At 60.1% G+C, this 21,512-nt stretch carries 19 protein-coding genes; 10 read left to right on the forward strand and 9 right to left on the reverse strand.

The window, feature by feature from the left end:
- Nucleotides 1–2 precede the first annotated feature (2 nt).
- Nucleotides 3–1,325: an LLM class flavin-dependent oxidoreductase gene (locus AC1Q5O_RS07825; protein ID WP_492562315.1), complete on the forward strand. Its 1,323-nt coding sequence runs from the start codon at nt 3–5 to the stop codon at nt 1,323–1,325.
- Here AC1Q5O_RS07825 and AC1Q5O_RS07830 read toward each other — a convergent pair.
- The 3 genes from AC1Q5O_RS07830 to AC1Q5O_RS07840 form a co-directional block, all read right to left on the reverse strand.
- The gene (locus tag AC1Q5O_RS07830; RefSeq protein ID WP_492562316.1) at nt 1,322–1,978 is read right to left on the reverse strand and encodes a methionine ABC transporter permease; all 657 of its coding nucleotides are present in this window, start codon (nt 1,976–1,978) and stop codon (nt 1,322–1,324) included. The two genes, AC1Q5O_RS07825 and AC1Q5O_RS07830, sit on opposite strands and share 4 nt — an antisense overlap.
- Nucleotides 1,959–3,041 carry a methionine ABC transporter ATP-binding protein gene (locus AC1Q5O_RS07835; RefSeq protein WP_492562317.1) on the reverse strand — a complete coding sequence of 361 codons (1,083 nt, stop codon included), beginning with the start codon at nt 3,039–3,041 and terminating at the stop codon, nt 1,959–1,961. The genes AC1Q5O_RS07830 and AC1Q5O_RS07835 overlap by 20 nt, the downstream gene beginning before the upstream one ends.
- Before the next feature lie 118 nt (nt 3,042–3,159).
- Complete coding sequence (locus AC1Q5O_RS07840) at nt 3,160–4,005, reverse strand: MetQ/NlpA family lipoprotein (protein WP_464660888.1); 846 nt, start codon at nt 4,003–4,005, stop codon at nt 3,160–3,162.
- Between the two features lie 304 nt (nt 4,006–4,309).
- Between AC1Q5O_RS07840 and AC1Q5O_RS07845 the strand changes: the two genes are divergently transcribed.
- Nucleotides 4,310–4,831: a hypothetical protein gene (locus AC1Q5O_RS07845; RefSeq protein ID WP_492562318.1), complete on the forward strand. Its 522-nt coding sequence runs from the start codon at nt 4,310–4,312 to the stop codon at nt 4,829–4,831.
- A gap of 62 nt (nt 4,832–4,893) precedes the next feature.
- Here the strand turns inward: AC1Q5O_RS07845 and cml are convergent, their stop codons facing one another.
- Nucleotides 4,894–6,099 carry a CmlA/FloR family chloramphenicol efflux MFS transporter gene (gene cml / locus AC1Q5O_RS07850; RefSeq protein ID WP_492562319.1) on the reverse strand — a complete coding sequence of 402 codons (1,206 nt, stop codon included), beginning with the start codon at nt 6,097–6,099 and terminating at the stop codon, nt 4,894–4,896.
- A gap of 438 nt (nt 6,100–6,537) precedes the next feature.
- Between cml and AC1Q5O_RS07855 the strand changes: the two genes are divergently transcribed.
- Together AC1Q5O_RS07855 and AC1Q5O_RS07860 are read left to right on the forward strand one after the other, a co-directional pair.
- Entirely contained in the window at nt 6,538–6,846 is a 309-nt protein-coding gene (locus AC1Q5O_RS07855) for a PsiF family protein (RefSeq protein WP_223613014.1), read from the forward strand.
- Between the two features lie 160 nt (nt 6,847–7,006).
- The gene (locus AC1Q5O_RS07860; protein WP_492562320.1) at nt 7,007–8,548 is read left to right on the forward strand and encodes a malonate--CoA ligase; all 1,542 of its coding nucleotides are present in this window, start codon (nt 7,007–7,009) and stop codon (nt 8,546–8,548) included.
- Between the two features lie 169 nt (nt 8,549–8,717).
- Here AC1Q5O_RS07860 and AC1Q5O_RS07865 read toward each other — a convergent pair whose 3' ends face one another.
- Nucleotides 8,718–9,389 carry an HAD family hydrolase gene (locus AC1Q5O_RS07865; protein ID WP_492562321.1) on the reverse strand — a complete coding sequence of 224 codons (672 nt, stop codon included), beginning with the start codon at nt 9,387–9,389 and terminating at the stop codon, nt 8,718–8,720.
- Between the two features lie 149 nt (nt 9,390–9,538).
- Here AC1Q5O_RS07865 and AC1Q5O_RS07870 point away from each other — a divergent pair, with 149 nt between their 5' ends.
- The gene (locus AC1Q5O_RS07870; RefSeq protein WP_492562322.1) at nt 9,539–9,976 is read left to right on the forward strand and encodes a VOC family protein; all 438 of its coding nucleotides are present in this window, start codon (nt 9,539–9,541) and stop codon (nt 9,974–9,976) included.
- Nucleotides 9,977–10,105: 129 nt separating this feature from the next.
- Nucleotides 10,106–11,398 (forward strand): MFS transporter, encoded by a 1,293-nt coding sequence (locus AC1Q5O_RS07875; RefSeq protein WP_492562323.1) that lies wholly within the window; start codon nt 10,106–10,108, stop codon nt 11,396–11,398.
- A 3-nt stretch (nt 11,399–11,401) separates the two neighbouring features.
- Here the strand turns inward: AC1Q5O_RS07875 and AC1Q5O_RS07880 are convergent, their stop codons facing one another.
- On the reverse strand, nt 11,402–12,076 hold the full coding sequence (locus tag AC1Q5O_RS07880; RefSeq protein ID WP_223613010.1) for a GntR family transcriptional regulator: 675 nt from the start codon (nt 12,074–12,076) through the stop codon (nt 11,402–11,404).
- Between the two features lie 329 nt (nt 12,077–12,405).
- On the opposite strand from AC1Q5O_RS07880, the gene AC1Q5O_RS07885 reads away from it, so the two are divergent.
- Nucleotides 12,406–13,419: a TRAP transporter substrate-binding protein gene (locus AC1Q5O_RS07885; RefSeq protein ID WP_492562324.1), complete on the forward strand. Its 1,014-nt coding sequence runs from the start codon at nt 12,406–12,408 to the stop codon at nt 13,417–13,419.
- A gap of 8 nt (nt 13,420–13,427) precedes the next feature.
- Nucleotides 13,428–15,305 (forward strand): TRAP transporter large permease, encoded by a 1,878-nt coding sequence (locus AC1Q5O_RS07890; protein WP_492562325.1) that lies wholly within the window; start codon nt 13,428–13,430, stop codon nt 15,303–15,305.
- Nucleotides 15,306–15,355: 50 nt separating this feature from the next.
- Here AC1Q5O_RS07890 and AC1Q5O_RS07895 read toward each other — a convergent pair whose 3' ends face one another.
- Nucleotides 15,356–16,288 (reverse strand): LysR family transcriptional regulator, encoded by a 933-nt coding sequence (locus AC1Q5O_RS07895; RefSeq protein ID WP_492562326.1) that lies wholly within the window; start codon nt 16,286–16,288, stop codon nt 15,356–15,358.
- 245 nt (nt 16,289–16,533) lie between these two features.
- Here AC1Q5O_RS07895 and AC1Q5O_RS07900 point away from each other — a divergent pair, with 245 nt between their 5' ends.
- The gene (locus AC1Q5O_RS07900; protein WP_492562327.1) at nt 16,534–17,643 is read left to right on the forward strand and encodes an OmpA family protein; all 1,110 of its coding nucleotides are present in this window, start codon (nt 16,534–16,536) and stop codon (nt 17,641–17,643) included.
- Between the two features lie 140 nt (nt 17,644–17,783).
- Complete coding sequence (locus tag AC1Q5O_RS07905; protein WP_492562328.1) at nt 17,784–18,734, forward strand: hypothetical protein; 951 nt, start codon at nt 17,784–17,786, stop codon at nt 18,732–18,734.
- A 62-nt stretch (nt 18,735–18,796) separates the two neighbouring features.
- Here AC1Q5O_RS07905 and AC1Q5O_RS07910 read toward each other — a convergent pair whose 3' ends face one another.
- Both AC1Q5O_RS07910 and AC1Q5O_RS07915 read right to left on the reverse strand, forming a co-directional pair.
- The gene (locus AC1Q5O_RS07910; protein ID WP_492562329.1) at nt 18,797–20,173 is read right to left on the reverse strand and encodes an aminotransferase; all 1,377 of its coding nucleotides are present in this window, start codon (nt 20,171–20,173) and stop codon (nt 18,797–18,799) included.
- Nucleotides 20,174–20,512: 339 nt separating this feature from the next.
- Nucleotides 20,513–21,427 carry a GntR family transcriptional regulator gene (locus AC1Q5O_RS07915; protein ID WP_288193125.1) on the reverse strand — a complete coding sequence of 305 codons (915 nt, stop codon included), beginning with the start codon at nt 21,425–21,427 and terminating at the stop codon, nt 20,513–20,515.
- Nucleotides 21,428–21,512: the final 85 nt, after the last annotated feature.

Here is a 21,512-nt window from a genome sequence, read left to right on the forward strand (position 1 = left end):
CGATGAGCACGACACGCAAGCTGCATCTTGGCGCCTTCATGCGGCCCGTCAGCATCCACACTGGCGCATGGCGGTATCCCGGTGCCTATGCCGATGCCAACTTCAATTTCACCCACCTCAAACGTTTCGCCCAGACCTTGGAGCGCGGCAAGTTCGACGCCTTCTTCATGGCCGACCATCTGGCCGTCTTGAACATGCCGGTGGAAGCGCTGAAGCGCAGCCACACCGTGACATCCTTCGAACCGTTCACCCTGCTGTCCGCGCTGGCGGGCGCCACCGAGCATATCGGGCTGATCGCCACGGCTTCGACGACCTTTGACGAGCCCTATCACATCGCCCGCCGCTTCGCCTCGCTCGACCATATCAGCGGCGGACGTGCCGGCTGGAACATCGTCACCACCTCCAATCCCGATGCCGCGCTCAATTTCGGGCTGGAGGATCACATGGAGCATGATGAGCGCTACCGCCGCGCCCGGGAATTCTTCGATGTGGTTACGGGGCTGTGGGACAGTTTTGCCGATGACGCCTTTATCCGCGATGCGGAGAGCGGCATCTATTTCGACCCGGAGCGCATGCACGTCCTCGACCACAAGGGCGAATTCCTCTCGGTGCGCGGCCCGCTCAACATCGCCCGTCCTGTGCAGGGCTGGCCGGTCATCGTGCAGGCGGGCTCATCGGAGCCGGGACGCCAGCTTGCGGCCGAAACCGCCGAACTGGTCTTTGCCGCACCAGCCCGTCTTGCCGATGGTCAAAGCCTCTATGCCGATATCAGGTCCCGCATGGATAAAATCGGACGCCCGCGCGATCGGTTGAAAATTCTCCCCGCTGCCTTTGTCGTGGTGGGCGATACGGTTGAGGAAGCCAAGGCAAAGCGCACGCATCTCGACAGTCTCGTGCATTATGCCAACGCCGTCGGCTCCCTGTCGATTGCACTTGGTCATGATGCCTCAGGTTTCGATCCCGATGGGCCGTTGCCTGAGATCACCGACACCAACGCCAGCAAGAGCAGTCTTGAACGCACGGTCAATCTGGCGCGGCGGGAGAACCTGACGGTGCGCCAGCTGGCGCAGCGGCTCGGCGGCTATGCCGGTCTCGCCTTCGTCGGGACGCCGGAAACCATTGCCGACGAGATGCAGCAATGGCTTGAAGAGGAAGGCTCCGACGGTTTCAACGTCATGTTCCCCTATCTGCCGGAAGGTCTTGATGATTTCGTCGAAAAGGTCGTGCCGGAACTGCAGCGGCGCGGCATTTTCCGCACCGAGTATGAAGGCAGGACGCTGCGCGACAATCTTGGCCTGCAGCGCCCCGCCAACCGCTTTTTCTAAATCCGGTGATCGAGCCGCTTGACCAGCCTGTCGCCCACCCACTGGATGCCGCAGACGAGGACAATCAGCACGATCACCACGGCAATCATGATCGAGGTTTCAAAGCGCTGGTAACCGTAGCGGATGGCCAGATCGCCGAGCCCGCCGGCGCCGATGGCACCGGCCATGGCCGATGCGCCGATCAGGGTGACCAGCGTTACCGTGAAACCGGCAACGATGCCAGGCAGCGCTTCGGGCACCAGCACTTCGCGGATGATAGTCCAGCGGTTGCCGCCCATGGCGCGCGCCGCCTCGATCAGCCCGCGATCGACGTCCCGCAGCGACACCTCGGCGATGCGGGCATAATAGGGTGTCGCGCCGATGGACAGCGGCACGATGGCCGCCCACGTGCCGATGGACGTTCCGACAATGAGCCGCGTCACCGGGATCAGCGCCACCAGCAGGATGATGAACGGCACGGACCGGAAGGCGTTGATGACAGCGCCGAGCACGCTGTTGACCCAGGGATTGGGCGCAATGCCGCCACGGTCCGTTGCCACGAGAGCGAGGCCCAGTGGCAAGCCGGCCGCCAGCGAGATCAGACCGGAGGCGCCGGTCATGACAAGCGTTTCCCAGATGGATTGAACGAGAAGATCAAGCATGACCGGTGACATAGCCGAGCACCTCCACACGGGCCGAACGGGCCTCGAGAAATTGAATGAATGTCTGGACGGCACCGGCGGGCACTGCCGGAACCGCAAGATAAAGCCGGGCAACCGCCTGGTCCTGCACATGATCGACACCGCCATGCAGCAGGCGGAACGGCCGTGGCAGCTCGGCCAGCAGGGTGCCCTGCGCCGCCGCACCGGCGAGATCGACGCCCAGCACGGCTTCGCCGCCGGGTTCCGGCGATAGGGCATCGGCGATATACGCCGGAAGCTGCGGGCGAATACCCGCCAGCAGGCTTTTGGTGATATCCGTCTGCGGATCCGCGAACACCGACCAGACGGGGCCCTCCTCGACGATCTTTCCGGCATCGATGACCGCCACGCGGTCCCCGATGGAGCGGACCACTTCCATCTCATGCGTAATCAGCAGAATGGTGAGGCCAAGCTTGCGGTTGATATCCTTCAGCAGCGCAAGAATCGAACGGGTTGTCTCGGGATCAAGCGCGGATGTCGCTTCGTCCGAAAGCAGCAAGGCCGGGCGCGCCGCCAGCGCCCGCGCTATGCCGACGCGCTGCTTTTGCCCGCCGGACAGGGAGGATGGATAGGCCTTTGCCTTGTCGGAAAGGCCGACAAGGTCGAGCAGTTCGCGCGCGCGGTTGAGACGTTCCGCCCTCGGCCGGCCCTCGATCTTCAGCGGCAGCGCCACATTTTCTTCCACCGTCTTGGCCGACAGCAGGTTGAAGTGCTGGAAGATCATGCCGATACGGCGGCGGAAGGGCTGCAGCTCCCGCTCGCTGAGCCCGGTGATCTGCCGGCCTTCGACGAAAATGGCGCCGGATTCCGGCCGTTCCAGCCCGTTGAGGCAGCGGATCAGCGTCGACTTCCCCGCACCGCTGCGCCCGATGATGCCGAGGATTTCACCCTTGCGGACGGTCAGGGACACACCGTCCAAAGCCGGTGTGTCCCCAAAATGCCGTTTGACATTCTCAAGCCGCACGACAGCGTCGGCAAGCGGCGTATCGGCTATGATTGCACCCGTCTGGCCGGGAACGGAGACATGCGAGTTCATATGTTTTCCTCTTGGAGGGATGCCGCAACGACACCCGCCTCAACCGGGAAAGCGGCTCGCGGCATATATCGATGCTGCGAACCGCTTTGTCGTGATTGCTTGCAAGATCAACCGGTTATCAGTAAGCGCTGATACCTGTTCCCTTGTACACCTTGTCGAATTCAGCCTTGACCTTATCGTTCTGATAGGACGACACGAGGGTTTTCACCCACGGCTCCTTCTCCTGCCCGGCTTTCACAGCAATGAAGTTGCGGTAAGGATTGTCGGCAATCTTTTCCTGGGCGATACGGTTTGCCGGTGTCAGGCCGCTCTTCAGCGCCCAATCGGTGTTGACCACGGCTGCATCAAGATCTTCGACCGAACGCCCGACAATACCGGCGTCGAGTTCCTTGATTTTCACCTTCTTCGGGTTCTCGGCAATGTCGGCGATGGTGGCAAGAATGCCCGTGCCGGGCTTGAGCTTGATGACGCCCTGGTCTTCCAGCACCCGCAGGGCGCGGCCTTCATTCGATGGATCATTCGGCACACCGATCACGGCGCCTTGCGGCAGTTCGGCGATTTTGCTGAACTTCTTGGAATAAAGGCCGATGGGCCAGACGCCGGTATAGCCGACCGGAACAATGTGGTAGCCCTGTGTCTTGATCTGGTTGTCGAGATAAGGCTTGTGCTGGAATGCATTGGCGTCGAGATCGCCACGTTCCAGCGCTTCGTTCGGCTGGGTATAGTCATTGAAAACGACTGTCTGGATTTTCAGGCCGTTCTTGGCCGCTTCCGCCGTCACGACTTTCCAGACATCTTCGTCCTCACCGCTGATGATGCCGACCTTGATGGCCTTGTCAGCCGCCTGGGATGGCTGTGGCGCGGTGAAGCTGGCAATGGCGATGGCCGAAGCCACTAGCGCAAACAGGCCCGCGCGCCGCGTGATTTTCCCGTTGTTTCCGAGATTTTCTATGGTTTTTGTCATGTGCTGGCCCCCGTAGGCAGTGTGAATAGCGAAAAGAGAAACGTCTTGTTTCGTCCCGGATATTCGCGAATGCACACGGATTGAGCGAGGGATGGCTATCTTTTGTGCAGAGCAGCAGGCGAAAAACCTTTCAACAATTGCCGCAACCGGAGCTAGAATTTTCCACAATGTGGAATACATCCGGGTTTTGCCGCGAAATGAATCTGCCAGCGGGTTTTGCGTGGCGCACCGCCGCCAGAAAATATATGCCTTTGAGCATCCTGCCCCGCTACCCCCGCAAACCTGTTACAGAGGGATATTTCCCATGAGCCGCATTTCCCCGATCGTTTATGAACACGCTGCACCGGATGTTCGCGCGGAGCATGACCGGGAGCTGCAGTTGCGCGGACGCATGACCAATATGAAGCGCATCATGCTGCATTCACCCGTCGCCCACCGCATCTATGCCGAATGGTTCACCTTGCGCGACCTGCTGCGCCCGGCCCTGCCGGATCGCGCCATCTGGCTTCTGTCGCTCTCCATCGCGCAGGCAAGCCATGCGGATGTGCCCGTTGCCTTTTTCCGCCGCGCCCTGATCGATTCCGGCCTGCAGCCCGAGACCATCGTCCCGGATGCGGATGAAACGGTGCTGATGGACTTCGGCAAGGCCGTCGTTGCCGATGCCAATGCGGTACCCGAGAGGCTGTGGAGCAAATTGGCCGCGCGTTATGACGAGCCGACGCTGGTCAACCTGGTCGCCTTTGCCGGCATCATGATCGCCACGGCGGTCTTTACCAATGTGGTGGAGGTGGAGCTTGATCCGGAACTGCATTCCTACAGGGCATAAGCCGATTGCCATATCCGCGACCCCGGCACTCATCCTGCCGGGATCGCGAATTATCTTAGGAATTAAAGGGTTACAGGTCTTTCATCACGTCCGGACAGGCTCACCAGGCCAAGCGTGGCAACGGCCGCGACGGCTGCAAACACCGCAACAGGCCAAAAGCTCGCCTCGGGAAGCAGGACCACAGCCAGTGTCCCAGCAGCCCCGACAATCACACTTTGGATGAAATAGTAGATGGCTGTCGCCGTTCCCGCTATATCGCCAAAGTCGTGCAAGGCCCCGTTTGCCGCAACGGCGGATGTCAATGATATGGCGCACGCCATGATCCACATCGGTACCATGAACGTTGCAATGGAGATTGGCAGGACCATCTGCCCCGCAATCAGCAACACCGCGCCGGCCAGGAACAATGCCATGCCCCTGACCAGACATCCCTGCTGCCCCCAACGCCGGACGAATACACCGCCGAAGCGGCTGCACACGATCATGACAAGGGCAACGGTTGCAAAGACGAGACTGAACATGGTCGAGGACAAGCCAAGCGCCTGCATGAGAATGCGCGGCGCCGTCGAGAAATAGGTGAAGAATGTCCCCATGGCCGTGCTGAAACCCATTGTATAGGTCCAGAACGTGACGCTGGAGAACACCCTGCCAAAACTGCCTTGGAGTGTCGCGGGATGTGTCTGTACCGGACATGTTTCGGGCCAACGCAGAAACGCATGCAGCCCGGACAAAACAGCAAGGCCGGCAAGCAGCCAGAAAATGGCCCGCCAACCGAACATATGGTCAACCAGCGCGCCGAACATGGGTGCAAAAGCCGGGACGAAGGCCAGCATGGAGCCGAACAGGCCATAGATGATGGCGCCTTCCGGCCGCGCCGCATAGACGTCGCGGACAGTGGCAAAGGTTGCCACCAGGGCCGCCGCCCCGCCCGCCGACTGGAGAACACGCAGCGCTATGAAAACGCCGGCCGAACTGGTCATGGCCAATCCGGCGGAGGCAAGCGCGAACAGGAATGCCCCGCCGAGCAGGACGGGCCTGCGCCCGATTCGGTCGGCCAGCGGGCCGAACAGCAGTTGCCCGCAGCCAAGGACGATCATGTACAGGCTGAGTGTCAGCTGGATTGTTGCCGGTGTGGTTCGGAGAACCGCGGGCATGCGGACGACGACGGGCAGATAGATATCCATGCCCAGCGAAGCGAGCAGATCAAAGGGAGCCATCAGCAGCAAGGCCGCCGGCAGCGAATAAGTCCAAACTTTGGGGTAAAGCATAACAAAAAATCCCACGCGAACAGGAAAGTTCGGCGGCGATCATTGATCCCAACGCAAGAAGCATGGTGAGAGCTTTGAATGCCGCAACAACGGTTGAAAACGGTTGTTACGGCCTAGCGGGTTGCGAGCGTGGTGGCTTTCATCGTCGGTGCAGCTCTCGGTTGAAGCGCCGATATAGAGCCGTGATGGGCAAGCGTCAAGCAGCTGCAAAACATGGCCGTTTCATGGAAAAAAATTAATGTTGATGCACACAAAGAAAACACGGTCGATCAATATTCTGTGACTCGAGCAATGTTGGCATGACGTATAGCGCCGCGCATCTCATTGATTTGCAAGGGCTTGGCGAAATGCAAGCAGTGCTCAGGTGCAACCGTAGCGCGAGAAAACTTCGCGTCATGACGCGCTACAAAACGGGTTTGTAACTCAAAGGAAACGACCATGAGACTAGTTGCCACCCTTACCGCCACCGCGATCCTTGCCTTTGTCGGCACAAGCGCGATGGCACAGACTGCAGCCCCCGCAACGACAGCGCCAGCGACCACAACCGCACCGGCAACCACGATGAAGCCGCCGGCCAATTCCATGGCCAAGAAGCCCGCTACTGCCCCGGCTGCCACAGCAACAACCACTCCGGCCAAGACAGCCATCTCCAAGGCTTGCTCGGCTCAGGCTGATGCCAAGGGCCTGCACGGCAAGGAACGCCACAAGTTCCGCGCCGAATGCAAGAAGAACGGCGGCAAGAGCTAACGCCCGATCTCTCTGCTGGCGGGAGCGGCAAATCCGCTCCCGCCAGTTATACCGGCCTGTCAGGCTTTCAGCCCGATATCGCTTGGGCGGTATCGTTTGCGTTCTGCTACAGTCGTTTGCGCCGCGGCAAAAACACAGCAAACGACGAGGAACTGAGTTCATGAGCAACCACCTGTTTGACGCCATCCGGCATGCCATTCCAGCCGGCAACACGGTGTTCATTGAAACAGGCAACGGCCGCACATGGACCTATGGCGACATGCTGCGCTGCTCCGGCCAGTTTGCGGGCGCCCTCAGCGACCTGGGCGTTGTGCCCGGCGACCGGGTGGCCGTTCAGGTGGAAAAAAGCGCCGAAGCCTTGATGCTCTATCTCGCCTGCATCCGCTGCGGTGCGGTCTATCTGCCGTTGAACACCGCCTACACCCTCGCTGAACTTGACTACTTCATCGGTGACGCCGAACCGCGTCTCGTCGTGGCAACGCCGCAGGCAGCCGATGGCATCAAGGCCGTGGCATCGAAATATGGAGCATTGGTTGAGACGCTCGATGACCACGGCGGCGGCTCGCTCATGCATATCGCAAGCGGTCAACCGGCGGATTTTCCCGACAATCCAAGAGCACCGGACGATCTCGCCGCCATCCTCTACACATCGGGCACGACAGGCCGTTCCAAAGGCGCGATGCTGACCCATGACAATCTCCTGTCGAATGCCCTGACATTGCGGGCCTACTGGCAGTTCACAGCCAAGGATCGCCTGATCCATGCCCTGCCGATCTTTCACACCCACGGGCTTTTCGTCGCCACCAACGTCATCCTGATGTCCGGCGCATCGATGTTCCTCTTGCCGAAGTTCGACCCGGCGGAAATCCTGTCACTGATGCCGCGCGCCACCACCATGATGGGCGTTCCCACCTTTTATGTCAGGCTTTTGCAGAATGAAGGACTGACCCGCAATGCCGTCCAGGGAATGCGGCTGTTCATCTCCGGCTCGGCGCCTCTGCTTGCCGATACGCACCGGGCATTCCAGCAGCGCACCGGCCATGCCATTCTGGAGCGTTACGGCATGACCGAAACCAATATGAACACCTCCAATCCCTATGACGGCGAGCGGATTGCCGGAACGGTCGGTTTCCCGCTTCCAGGCGTTGCCGTGCGCATCACCCATCCGGAAACCGGCGCGATGCTCCCGGCCGATGCAACCGGCATGATCGAGGTCAAGGGGCCGAATGTGTTCAAGGGGTACTGGCGCATGCCGGAGAAGACCAAGGCGGAGTTCCGCGATGACGGCTTCTTCATCACCGGCGATCTCGGCAAGATCGATGCGGGTGGCTATGTGCACATTGTCGGCCGCGGCAAGGATCTGGTGATATCGGGCGGCTACAACATCTATCCCAAGGAAGTGGAAACCGAAATCGATCAACTGCCGGGCGTCGTGGAAAGCGCGGTGATCGGCGTTGCCCATCCGGATTTCGGCGAGGGCGTGACCGCCGTCGTGGTCCGGCACCCCGGCGCCGACATCGATGAGAAAGCCATTCTCGACGCGCTGCAGGATCGCCTTGCGCGCTACAAGCAGCCCAAACGGATCATTTTCGTCGATGACCTGCCGCGCAACACCATGGGCAAGGTGCAGAAGAACGTGCTGCGCGAACAGTATGGCAATCTCTATGCAAGTGGTCCGATTCTGACATTTGCATCCCGTTGATACCGGCCGTTCAGGCAAATGTCAGAATCAAAGGACCACTAGCAGCGATAAGATTCTAGTGGAACTTTGAATTCGACATTCGCATGCTGCGCGTCATGTGAAATGGGATGCGAATGTCAAATTCGTTCCACTAGCCGGGCGAACGCCTGAACGCCCGGTCCCGTTCGCCCTACCGGCTGACGATGGAGATTTTCCCGTCAGTGCCGACACTGGCGGCGATGGTGTCGTAGCTGGCGATTGTCGGGTGAGCGGTGGCAATCGCGTGCACCTGCGTCGCCGTCACCACGATGACCTCGGCACCTGCCGCCTCACCGGCTTGAATACCGGCTGGCGCGTCTTCAAAAACCAGACAGTCCGCAATATCCACGCCGAGTTTTTCGGCACCGAGCAGATAGCATTCCGGATTCGGCTTGCCGACCGACACGTCTTCGGCCGTCACCATGGTCCGGGGTACGGCAATGCCTGCAGCCTCCAGCCGCCGCTGTGCCAATGCAAGGGGCGCTGAGGTCACGATCGCCCAGCTCTGCGGCGGCAGAGAGTTCAGAAACGCCACTGCTCCGGCAATCGCGACGATGCCTTCGACATCGTCGATTTCCTCCCGCTCGATCTCCGCTGCCTCCGCTTCCGGGTCCACCCCCGGCAAAGCCAGCCGGCGGATCGTGTCGACACCGCGAACGCCGTGCATGGTTGGCAGGAACGTTTCCACATCAAGGCCCCGGCGGCGTGCCCAGTTGCCCCATATGCGCTCGGCGGAAGCCAGCGAATTGAGGATCGTGCCATCCATGTCGAAAAGCAGTGCCGCAAACGGCTTGCTGAAAACGGCGGAAGTGGTTGGAGACAATTTGAATTTCCTTTCATGGGCAAAACCACCGATACACAATTGCAGCGCTTGCCCGCAACGCCCGCCGTGCTAATTTCCGGCGCAAATCCGAATCTGAGGGTGCTGTGCAGCCCTACAACCGGAGCGCAGGGCGACCAAGGGGGACATCCATGTTTTCGCATGTTTACGTCGGCACCAATGATTTCGCGCGCGCGGTCGCCTTCTATACCCCGATCATGGAGATATTGGGCAATCGGCTGCGTTTTTCCGATCCGCAGAAACCGTGGGCGGGCTGGCAGCCGCGGAATGGCGGGCGCCCGCTCTTTCTCATCGGAATGCCTTTTGACGGGGAACCGGCCCAATCCGGCAACGGTCAGATGATTGCATTTCTGGCGCCGGACCGGGCAAGTGTCGACAGCATCCATGCCCTGGCTCTGGCCAGCGGCGGCCGTTGCGACGGTCCGCCCGGCCTTCGGCCACATTATCATGCGCATTATTACGGCGCCTATTTCCGCGATCCGGACGGCAACAAAATCTGTGTTTGCCACCACGATGCGCCAGCGCTGCCGCATGAACATCACGCTTCTGGCGCAGTTCCGGATCGGTGATCCTAACAATGGCCGGATCGCCATCATTTCTGATATCAATGAGATGATTCTGCAGGAATTCAAGAACAAGACGATCGATCTGGCCTGACAAAGAAGCGGCAGATCACGACAGTGGGTTGGGAGGCACGCATGTCACTGAACGAAACGGTAGATCCGTACCGTAAAATAAGCCTGCGCATCATTCCTTTCATGATGGTGCTCTATCTCGTCGCATTTCTCGACCGGGTGAATATCAGCTTTGCGGCCCTCACCATGAACGATGATGTCGGTCTGACGCCCTATGTCTATGGATGGGGTGCGGGCATCTTCTTTCTCGGCTATTTCCTGTTTGAAGTGCCCAGCAACGTCATTCTCGAGAAGGTCGGGGCGCGGCTGTGGATCGCCCGCATCATGATCACCTGGGGACTTGTCTCTGCCGCCATGGCCTTTGTACAGGGGCCATGGAGTTTCTTCATCCTGCGCTTTCTGCTCGGCCTTGCCGAGGCGGGCTTTCTTCCCGGCATGATCCTTTACCTCACCTACTGGTTTCCGGCGGCGCAACGGGCAAAATTCATCGGCCTGTTCATGGCGGCGGTGCCGCTGGCCAGCGCCGTCGGCGCACCACTTTCCAGCCTGATCATCGGGATCGAGCACGCCTGGGGGCTGAAAGGCTGGCAGTGGCTGTTCATCATCGAGGGCATCCCGTCATGCCTGCTCGGCCTTGCGGTGCTGCGCCTGCTGCCCAATGGCCCGGCGCAGGCACCCTGGCTGACACTGACCGAACGCCGCATCGTCCAGGAGAGACTGGACAAGGATCACCTCGCCCATTCCGGCCGCGCCCAGCACAGGCTCTGGCCTGCCCTGGTCGACAGGCGGGTGCTGCTCCTCGGCCTTGTCTATTTCGGCATCGTGATCGGGCTCTACGGCATCGGCCTGTGGCTGCCGCAAATGATCAAGGCAATGGGTTTTACCAACACGCAGGTCGGCTTCATCACCGCGCTCCCCTATCTCGTCAGCGCCATCGCCATGCTGCTCTGGGGCAGGCACAGCGACAAAACCGGCGAGCGGGTCTGGCATGTCGCCATTGCCGCGGCTGTCAGCGCCATCGGCTTCATCGGCAGCGTCTATCTCCAGTCCAATCTGGTGGCCCTGCTCTGTCTTGGCATTGCTTCCATCGGCATCTATGCGAGCCTCGGACCCTTCTGGGCCATGCCACCGGTCTTCCTGCAGGGAACGGCGGCGGCCGGCGGCATCGCGCTGATCAATTCTGTCGGCAATCTCGGCGGTTTCGTCGGCCCCTATCTCGTCGGCTGGATCAAGCAGAGTACCGGCAGTTTCCAGATCGGTATGGGCGTGCTTGCCTGCTGCCTTGCGGCAGCGGCAGTCATGGTCCTGCTTCTCGGCCGGGAGCTGAAGTCGAGCCGGCACGATGCGATAAGCTGACCCTTATTCGAACAGGTCCGGATGGTTTTTCTCGACCTCCGGCAGAGCCCGCAATATTTCGGTGAGGTGGTGGCGCATGGCCGCTTCCGCCGCTTCCGGATCGGCCGCATCGATGGCGGTGACGATCGCCTGATGCTGCTGGATGAGAAGCTGCATGGCTGCCGCATTCAGCAGGGTAAGCTGACAGGCCCGATCCATATGCGCCTTGAGGTTGCCGACAACCGACCACGCCATGGGACAGCCCGCGCCTTCCGCAAGCGCAATGTGGAACTGCTCGTCAAATCTCTGGAAAGCGCTGTGGTCGGTGCGGGCGGCCGCACGGGCCTGCGCTTCAAGCGCCTCGTCGATCTTTTCCCGGCTTGCCGGATCAAACGCTTCACAGGCGCGGCGCACAACGGCGCTTTCGATCACCTCGCGCAGAAACCGTGCCTCGCGCATCTTGGCAATGGAAATCTTGACCACCATCGTGCCCCGCTGCGGCAGCACTTCGACAAACTGCTGTTTGCTGAGCGCGATCAGAGCTTCGCGCACGGGCTGGCGCGAAACGCCGTAGCGCTCGGCAATCTCCTGCTCCGACAAGCGCACGCCCGGATATAACTCCAGCGAAACAATGGCCCTGAGCAGCTCCTTTTCGAGCCGGTGCGCCGTTGAGCCACCACGGCTGAGATCAATCGTCAAACCTGCTCCTCCAATCCGCTTGCATTGCATCGATTACCATATCATACTACCATACTAGTATATGCCGTGCCAGCCGCGGTCAAGCGACGGCCTGTTTGTGAACCAGAATCCGGTGCCGGATAAACATGGCACCCATGCTGTTTCGCACAGGAATCCGCCTGAACCAAGCAAAGCCTGCATAGAGCCGGCAACACGGCAGGCGGGTTGAGGAGTCCGCCATCGTGTCCGAAGCCGTCCTGAGGAAGAACGGCAGCATGGGGTGACGCCGATCATGTCTGGCGTCGGGAACAATCAAGGCCACGGGGAGTGGCCGATGTGGAGGAGAGACTATGAATGATTTTCGCCTGACACGCCGTGCATTTGGCTTTGGCCTTGCCGGTGCCGGAACATTTGCCATTCTTGGCCGCGTGACACGCGCCGAAGCCGCCCCGGTGACCCTGCGCATGTCGTCGTCCCTGCCCGCCGATCCGAACTCGGCGCACTGGCTGTGGTATGACCGCTTCCAGAGCAGCCTGAAGAACAAGGTCGGCAATGCCGTCGAGATCAAATATTTCCCCGACAATCAGCTTGGCAAGGAAGCCGACATTGTCGGCCAGGTGAAGCTCGGCATTGTCGACATGATGATCTCCGGCTCCTCCATCTGGGGTACGCTCGCGCCGGAAATCGGTGTTCTCGATCTCGGCTATCTCTTCAATTCGATGGATGCGGCCGGACCGGTACTCGATGGCAGCGCGGGCAAGGTGCTGAACGGCATTTTTGCCGACAAGATTGGCGTCGAGGTAGTCAGCTGGGCCTATAGTCTTGGCGGGCGCAATGTAACGGCGCGCCAGCCCGCCAACACGCCCGAACTGCTCAAGGGACAGAAGATTCGCGTCCTGCCGGTCGCCAATTTCGTCGCGACGCTGAAGGCGATGGGGGCTTCGCCCACGCCAATGTCGCTGGGCGAGGTCTACACCGCCCTGCAGACGGGCGTCATTGACGGACTGGAGCACGATGCGCCGACCGTCCTGGCACTGAAATGCTACGAGGTGGCCAAGCACATCTCGCTCACCCAGCATATCTGCAATCCGCAGACCATCGTTATCGGCAGGCGCGCCCTGTCCAAAATACCGGCGGAACACCTGCCCGCCTTCCGCGAGGCGGCGGCGGAAGCCTCCGCCTTCCAGCGCAGCAAGGCAAACGAGATTGAAGCCAGCGCGCTGGCAAAACTGCGCGGCAATGGCGTGACGACGCACGAGGTCGACCGTGCCGCCTTCAAGCAGCTTGTCATGCCGCTCTGGGACGAGTTCGCCAAGGCCTACCCAAGCACCAAGCCCGTGCTTGAATCCATCACCAAGGCCTGAGGTCGCCCATGTCAGTCGAGGCCGCCTTGCCCACCGCCCATGCACCAGCTGTCAGGGGCGCGCCGTTTGTCGGCGCTCTCCTTCGCATCGTCGAAATTCTTGCTGCCATCGCCCTGGCCGCCGATCTCGCGCTGGTCATCATCGCCGTCCTCTGGCGCTTTGTCTTCAACGACACCATTCTGTGGGCCGATGAAGTCGCGCGCATGCTGCTTATCACCGTCGCCTTCCTGGGCGGCGCTGCAGCGGTCGCCAAGGGCAATCATGTCGGTATCCGTATCCTGCGGGACAAGCTGGCGCCGCAGCGTGCATCCCGCGTGGAAGCGGCCGGCTTGTGGATCGAACTCGGCGTGACACTCGCCGTGGCGGTTTTCGCCATTGAATATTGCGAATCTGCCTCCACGCAGGTCACCTCCACCGGCCTGCCGCAAAACCTCTTCATGTATCCGCTCATTGTCGGCGGTTTCTGCATGGCCATTTTCACCGCAGCACGGCTGCTGGCCTATCCCCGGGCGGATATCGCAATGGGCCTGGCCGGGCTTCTTGTTCTGGCGGGTGTGGTGACGCTCTGGACAACGCTTCTGCCTGATCACGCGCCCAGCCCGCTCGTTCTCATGCTTGGCGGGTTTGCCATTTGCCTGTCCAGCGGTGTTCCCATCGCCTTTTCGCTGTGCGTCGGCGCCCTGCTCTACATTCTGGGCGATGGCTTCATTCCATTTGCGGTCTTTGCCCAGCAGGCATCCAGCGGCATCGACAATTTCGTGCTGCTTGCCGTACCGTTCTTTGTCCTGACCGGCCTTGCCATGGAAGTGAACGGCATGTCGGTGCGGCTGATTGAGTTGCTGCGCCGGGGTGTCGGCGAGCGCAAGGGCGGGCTCAACATCGTCACCATTCTCAGCATGGTGTTGTTTTCAGGCATTTCCGGCTCGAAGCTGGCGGATGTGACCGCTGTCGGTACGGTCATGATCCCCGCCATGCGCCGATCGGGCCATGATCCGTCGGAAGGCGTGGCCCTCCTGGCGGCCAGCGCTGTCATGGCGGAAACCATTCCGCCCTGCATCAACCTGATCATTCTCGGCTATGTGGCCAACCTGTCCATCGGCGGCCTGTTTGCCGCAGGCATTTATCCGGCGATCCTGATGGCCGGTGCCCTGATCCTTGGCGTCATCATCTTCTCCAAGAAAGCGCCACCCGCCCCGGTGGAAACCTCGGGCCGCAGCCTCAACAATCTCCTGTGGAGCGGTGCCGTCAGCCTTGGTGTCATCGTCATCATTTTCGGCGGCTACCGTTCCGGCTTTGCAACGGCGACTGAAATCGGCGCCTTCGCCGTGGCCTATGCGCTGCTGGTCGGACGCATCGTGTTCCGGGAGCTGACATGGCGCAGCACGGTACACCTGTTCATCCGCTCCGCGACGCTTGCCGGTATGATCCTGTTCGTGGTGGCGGCGTCCCAGACCGTTGCCTTCTCGCTGACCATCGACCAGGTGCCGCACATGCTGGCGGAAGCCATGATCAACCTCAGCCACGGCGCAGGCTCCTGGGCGTTCATCGTCGCCTCCATCCTGATCCTCATCGTCATGGGCGCGGCACTGGAAGGCGCTCCGGCCCTGATCATCTTCGGCCCGCTGCTCATTCCGGTGGCGCAGAGTTTTGGCATCCATCCCCTGCACTACGGCATTGTGCTCATCGTCGCGATGGGGCTCGGCCTGTTCGCGCCGCCATTGGGGCTCGGGCTCTACACGAGTTGTGCGGTGGGCGGCGTGTCCCTGGAAGCGACGGTCAAGCCAATCGCCAAATATCTGGCGATCCTGTTCATATGCCTCCTGCTGATCGCGTTCATCCCGGACATCACATTGTCGCTGCCGCGCCATATGGGCTTTGTGCATTAGCCGGTAACCACGGCAAGCTCGATCCCTTGCGGGAGGGATCGAGCCCCGCGTCAGGCCGTCTTTTCCTCGATTCTGGCGTCGTCCTGAATTGCTTCGTCAGGCAAACAAAAAGCAAAGCTGCATGAAGCACGCCTGAACGCGTCAGCCACCGCCCGGGCAGACGAGTTCAGGCTGGCATCGCCGTGCATCAGAAACAGCTTCCGGGAAAATGGCGGATCAAGAGGACGCACGACACAGCCTTCGACAATGGCCGGCAGCGCCAATTCAGGCACCATGGCCAAGCCGACATGGGACCGGACCATCGAAAACAGTGTTTCCTTTTCCCGCACGCGCACGACAACATCGATTGCAACACCGGCCTCCTCAAGCATCGCGTCGATCTGCGGTCCGCACCCCGTTGCCGATACGACAAAGCGGGCATCCTGCAATTCGGCCAGGAATACGGTCTCGTGCCCGGCCAGGACATGATCGTGCGGAACGAGGAGAAGCAGTTTGTCCTCCATGAAGTGCTCGGCATTCAAACCGTCGCATATACCGGCTATACCGATGTCGATCAGGCCATTTCTGACCCATTCATGCACTTCCTGATCAGTTCCGTCCCAGATATCGAGCCGGATATCGGGGAAATTGCGGCGCAGGTCGCGCAAGGCTGCCGGAGTAATCCGCGACGCGATGCTGGCGACAACGCCGACGCGCACCGTGCCGCAGACATTCCGGTTCTGGCCGAGTTTCCGCAGCCGCTCGATGGCCTGCAGCACGCCGCGCGCTTCCTCGGCAACTTTCTGGCCCATCGCCGTCAGCTCCATATTGCCCCGCTGCCGCTCGATCAGCGGTGCGCCTATCGCGAGTTCCAGGCCGCGGATGGCGTGGCTGACGGCAGACTGGCTTACGCCGATCCGGTCGGCGCCGCGGGAAAACCCGCCTTCTTCCACGATAGCAATCAAAGCCTTCAGCATGGTCAGGTTGATATGAATCTTGCTCATGATGCGCGTCCAGAAGTTTTCATTTTACATGTTTCGATGGCCTATCTATCAGCTCCCCTTGTTTCCGGGCAAGTCAATTTTTTGTATTATAACCCTGTAAAATGCAAAATGAGGCGGCGCCATCCCTAACAGTCTCCCAGGAATCGCGGATTGCACCCCCCATCGCCAAGCCACCGATGAACACCCGGCGGCACAGGCTCATACCTTGGCGAATACAACTCAACTGACCATTGACAGGAAAAATCATGTTCAACCACTTCACGAAACTATGTGTCCGCACCAGCCTGATCGTGGCCGTGATGGCCACAGCCGCATGGGCGCAGGAAACGGCGCTGCCCAAAAAGGATATTGCGGGCGCATCGGACAGCCCGGCGCTCAAGCGCTATGAGGGTTCGCTCATCCTGAGCCATCTCCATCAAAAGTTTACCGACTTCACCTTTCCGCTGTCTCCGCTGGTCGACACGGGCGAGAAGACCGAACAGAGCTATATGGAGATATTCAAGCCCAAGCTGAAGCAGACGGTCGAAGGCGAACTGACCCGGCTCATTTATCTCACCCCCGAAGGCCGTTCCACGCTCGAGGTTACGCGGAACTATCAGGATGAAATCGCAGCGAAGGGCGGCAAGGTTCTCTATTCCTGCAAGGGCGAAGAATGCGGCGGCAGCGCCGATCTGTCGGCCCGTGTCCCTACGGGCGGCAATGAAGACACCAGCCTGATGATGTACTTCATCGACGAGAGCAAGCTGCAGGCGAAATTCGATGATGCGTTGGGCTGCTCGGCCCTGCCGTACAAGATCGATGATCAGCGCTTTTTTGCAGCCAGCTTTCCGCAGGGCGGCGCGGATGCCTATGCGACGGTCCACACCTATCGCATTGCCAAGAGCTTCACCGACGATTGCGCCCGTTTCACCGACCGGACGATCGCCCTCGTCAATGTTGTGGAACCGGAAAAGCGTGAACAGAAAATGGTCACCGTCAATGCCCGCGAAATGGCAACGGCCCTCGATACCAGCGGCCGCGTTGCGCTCTATGGCATTTTCTTCGACACCGACCGGATCGATATCAAGCCGGAATCCGACGCTGCATTGGCGGAGATCGCCAACATGATGAAATCGAACCAGGACCTGAACGTTCTGGTCGTTGGCCACACCGATGACGTCGGCAATTTCGACTACAATGTCGACCTGTCCAAGCGCCGGGCAGCATCGGTGACCAGAACGCTGGCGGATCGCTACGGTATCGCGATCGGGCGGCTGCGCTCCTTCGGTGCGGGCATGTCTGCCCCCGCAGCAAGCAATGCAACCGAGGAAAACCGCTCAAAGAACCGGCGCGTTGAACTCGTCAAAATGCGCTAGCGCGCACAATCCGTTGGCGGCGCAAATGCCGCCAACGCGATGTGTTTCAGAGCTTCTAATCTCCGCAGGCGGGTGAATGGCCGAAATGGCAATCAGGCACGCCAGCAGGTGCACATTCTCAAAGATCAAGCAGGACACTCATGTGGAACTTCAGTATCAGCCGTTCACTCGGCCTCATGGCGCGCACGGCCCCGTTCATCGCGCTTAGAATTGCGATCTATTTCGGCATTGTCATCGCCTATGTGCTTGTCACATCAACCGGCGCCGGTATCGGCTGGGGTATCGGCGGCCTCGGCGACGAAAACTTCCGGGCCAATTCCATCTTCATCGGCGGGCTTGCGGGCTTCTGCATGACTGCCGGGGCTCTCTATCTCATGCGGGAATATATCCTCTACGCCGTCAAGGCGGGGCATATTGCCGTGCTGGTGGAGCTTCTCGACGGCAGGCCATTGCCGGACAATCAGGGACAGATCCAGTATGCCAGGGGCATCGTCGCAAACCGGTTTGCCGAGGCAAGCGTCCTTTTTGCCGTTGACCAGCTGATAAAGGGCGTGCTGACGGCCATCACCGGGCTGGTGCAGGGTATCGCAGCCATTCTGCCCCTTCCCGGCCTGGACCAGCTCATGTCGCTGATCCGGGCATTCCTGCGCATCGCCGTCGGCTTCATCGACGAGGTCATGCTTGCCTACATCATCCGGACCCGCAGCCCCAATCCCTGGCAATCGGCACAGTCGGCACTGGTGCTCTACGGCCAGAATGCGGGAACGATGCTGCGTAACGCCGCGTTTCTGACCGTCATTGTCTACGGCCTGTCGATCGCCGTATTCCTGGTGATGCTGGCGCCGGCAGCGGCCCTGCTCTACTGGATTCCGGGCAGCTGGACATCAGGCGGTTTTCTTCTCGCCCTCATCTTTGCCTGGGCCGTCAAAGCCGCGCTCATCGAACCGTTTGCCATCACATGCATGATGCAGGTGTTTTTCCGGACGATTGAAGGTCAATCGCCCAATCCCGAATGGGAAGCCAAGCTGTCGCAAATATCCGGCAAATTCCGGAAGCTCAAGGAAAATGCCGGTCTGGCGGCAGCGGCATAACCTGTCAGGATACAGCAGGGCCTGCACCCGGACGGGAATGCCCGGGAGCAGGCCGCAATACCTCACGCGTGATGCCTGCTCACATCCGCATGAACGTCGTCCAGAATCTGCTTCAGGACATCCAGCAACTGCCAGATCTGGTCAAGCGTGGCAATGAATGGCGGCGCCAGAACCACGGAGGCACCGAGCGGACGAATGATGAAGCCGAGATCCCGTGCCGCCTTGGCGATCCGGTCCCCGACGCGATACTCCCCCGCATAGGCGGTCTTGGTTTTCTTGTCCGCCACCATCTCCAGCGCCCCCATCAGGCCAAGGCCCCGCGCCTCCCCAACCATGGGATGTTCGGCCAGCGTGCGCAATCCGGCCTGGAAAACCGGGCCGACCTTGCGAATATTGTCGAGAATGCCCTCTTCCGTGATGATGCGGATCGCTTCCAGCGAAATGGCGCACCCGACGGGATGACCGCCGGTGGTATAACCATGCGGAAACTCTTCCCAGAGTTCGCAGGCCGCGGTCGCCCGCTTGTCCATGTCGGCCGACAGCATCACGGCGCCCATCGGGAAATAACCCGCCGACATGCTCTTTGATGCCACGATGATATCCGGCCGCAGGCCGACCGCCTGCGCACCCCACAGATGCCCCGTCCGGCCGAAGCCGCAGATCACCTCATCGGCGACGAGCGGGATGCCATAACGCTGCAGAACCGGCTGGATCATGCGGAAATACCCATCCGGCGGCACGATGACGCCGCCGGCGCCCATCACGGGCTCGGCGAACATGCCGGCGATGGTCTCCGGGCCTTCCGCCAAAATCTGCTGTTCGAGCCGGGTAGCAAGCCGGGCGGAATAGTCCTCGTCGCTTTCACCCGGCAGCGCAAAGCGCCAGCTATGCGGACAGTCGAGGGTGACGATCTCGGCATTGGGCAGGCCGAAGGCCCGCACGTAATCCTTGCCCGTCAACGCCGAAGCCATGACGGTGGCGCCATGATAGGCGTTCTTGCGTGTCAGCAGCTTGCGCCGTCTGGGCTGGCCTTCTGCCGCCCACATCATCCACAGGAGCTTGATGACGGATTCATTGGCATCCGAGCCCGAGTTTGTGAAAAAGACACGGCTCATCGGCACCGGCGCCAGTTCAAGCATGCGCTCGGCCAGGGCCACCGTCGGCTTCGAGTTGCGGCCAAAGAAGGTGTGATAACCGGGAAACTGCGCATATTGCCGGGCCGCAACGTCGGCCAGGCGCGTTTCTGAAAATCCCAGCGTCATGTTCCAAAGGCCGGAGTTGCCCTCGAAATAGCGCTTGCCGGCGGTATCGAAGATATAGGCGCCATCACCTTTCTCGACGATGGCCGGTCCATCCTCCCGCAGCGATACCAGATCCGAGAATGTGTGGAAGAAGCTGCCAAGTTCCCGGCGCTCCCAAGACTGTACTGTTGCGTCCATGAATCCCTCCAGAAGTAACGATGCGTTGATCGCATCTGCGCTTCATGAGAATTCACATATTGCATTTTGTCAATATAAAATGCTTTTCTGCTATTACAGGTATCGTCACCTCAACGAACCATACCTCGCAACAGTACCTTACAGGTCGCGTAAAAACGTCCATTTATCGGCATATTCACTATGATGTTTCTTGAAATAGGGATTTCTCCCGACATCAGGCGATGCCAGCGTGAAAATTCTCTATTGCACTATACTTGAGATAAATACGGAAACGACCCAAACAGAACATCGGTATCCTGCCCGCGGATCAGCTCGGTGCCGCGACCGGCGGGTGACGTATCAGTCCTGCTCCAGGGAAAGATGCAAATCCCCTGCCCGGACCCGCTCCAGATCGTCCTCGATGTGCTTGAATGTCTCATCCCTGGAAATTTGCAGATGCAGCCGCATCAGGGCCGCAGCCACCTGCCTCTCGCCGCGCAGCAGGGCCGCGATGATGTTGCGGTGCTCACCGAGGGATTCGCGGATGCGGTCGAGCCGGACAAACCCGATATATTCGTTGACCCGCCGGATATTGTTCTGGCGCTCGATGGCGTCAACCAGATGCGCAGACTTGGCGCCGAGCGCGATCAGCCGGTGAAATTTGGCATCCAGATCGAAAAGCCGGCGCTGATCAACCTTTTCGATATTGGCGATTGTATTGGCATGGTCGCGGTCAATCGCCTGAAAGGCCTCGACATCAACGAAGTAGGGATCGGCCAGAATGGTGGCCGGTTCAAGAATCTGGCGGAACTTGTATCCGCTCTCCAGGGCGGTGGCACTGACGTCGGCAAAAATCCATCCGTGACCGACGGAAGGCTCGACCAGCTGGTCGCGCATCAGGCGGCGCAGGGTTGACATGAGAATGCCGTGCGGGACCGCATATTTCTGCATCAGCGCCCGCTCGCTGATCACGCTGCCGAGCTGGCCGAGCGCCATGTCGCGCATCACCCTCTCATCCAGCAGCTCATTCTTCTCGGCATCCGTATCAAACACGTCGGCGCTTGCATCCGCGAGGCGAAACCCGCGATGCTGCTCGTAGCTGACGACACCTTCATTCTGCAGCTGCCAGAGCACCTTGCGCACGGGCGTGCGCGAAATCCCCAAGGCATCGGCAATTTCCGCCTCGTTCACCCGGTCGCCAACATGCAGGTCCTCACCGAACCGTCGTTGCAATTGATCGCGAATCCGTGTCTGAAGTGGTGTGTGCTTGGTCAAGTTCCAATACCCCTTGTAATATTAATTGTACTTTTTCCCAACAAAGAACTTTTATCAATCCTTATACGGTCATTTCCAACATAAA

This window comes from Phyllobacterium sp. MT110, assembly GCF_058792715.1.

Excerpts from the sequence above, each read along its gene's own strand:
- AC1Q5O_RS07825 (WP_492562315.1), top strand. The coding sequence starts at position 3 with ATGAGCACGACACGCAAGCTGCATCTTGGCGCCTTCATGCGGCCCGTC.
- AC1Q5O_RS07830 (WP_492562316.1), bottom strand. The coding sequence starts at position 1,978 with ATGTCACCGGTCATGCTTGATCTTCTCGTTCAATCCATCTGGGAAACG.
- AC1Q5O_RS07835 (WP_492562317.1), bottom strand. The coding sequence starts at position 3,041 with ATGAACTCGCATGTCTCCGTTCCCGGCCAGACGGGTGCAATCATAGCC.
- AC1Q5O_RS07840 (WP_464660888.1), bottom strand. The coding sequence starts at position 4,005 with ATGACAAAAACCATAGAAAATCTCGGAAACAACGGGAAAATCACGCGG.
- AC1Q5O_RS07845 (WP_492562318.1), top strand. The coding sequence starts at position 4,310 with ATGAGCCGCATTTCCCCGATCGTTTATGAACACGCTGCACCGGATGTT.
- cml (WP_492562319.1), bottom strand. The coding sequence starts at position 6,099 with ATGCTTTACCCCAAAGTTTGGACTTATTCGCTGCCGGCGGCCTTGCTG.
- AC1Q5O_RS07855 (WP_223613014.1), top strand. The coding sequence starts at position 6,538 with ATGAGACTAGTTGCCACCCTTACCGCCACCGCGATCCTTGCCTTTGTC.
- AC1Q5O_RS07860 (WP_492562320.1), top strand. The coding sequence starts at position 7,007 with ATGAGCAACCACCTGTTTGACGCCATCCGGCATGCCATTCCAGCCGGC.
- AC1Q5O_RS07870 (WP_492562322.1), top strand. The coding sequence starts at position 9,539 with ATGTTTTCGCATGTTTACGTCGGCACCAATGATTTCGCGCGCGCGGTC.
- AC1Q5O_RS07875 (WP_492562323.1), top strand. The coding sequence starts at position 10,106 with ATGTCACTGAACGAAACGGTAGATCCGTACCGTAAAATAAGCCTGCGC.
- AC1Q5O_RS07885 (WP_492562324.1), top strand. The coding sequence starts at position 12,406 with ATGAATGATTTTCGCCTGACACGCCGTGCATTTGGCTTTGGCCTTGCC.
- AC1Q5O_RS07890 (WP_492562325.1), top strand. The coding sequence starts at position 13,428 with ATGTCAGTCGAGGCCGCCTTGCCCACCGCCCATGCACCAGCTGTCAGG.
- AC1Q5O_RS07895 (WP_492562326.1), bottom strand. The coding sequence starts at position 16,288 with ATGAGCAAGATTCATATCAACCTGACCATGCTGAAGGCTTTGATTGCT.
- AC1Q5O_RS07900 (WP_492562327.1), top strand. The coding sequence starts at position 16,534 with ATGTTCAACCACTTCACGAAACTATGTGTCCGCACCAGCCTGATCGTG.
- AC1Q5O_RS07905 (WP_492562328.1), top strand. The coding sequence starts at position 17,784 with ATGTGGAACTTCAGTATCAGCCGTTCACTCGGCCTCATGGCGCGCACG.
- AC1Q5O_RS07910 (WP_492562329.1), bottom strand. The coding sequence starts at position 20,173 with ATGGACGCAACAGTACAGTCTTGGGAGCGCCGGGAACTTGGCAGCTTC.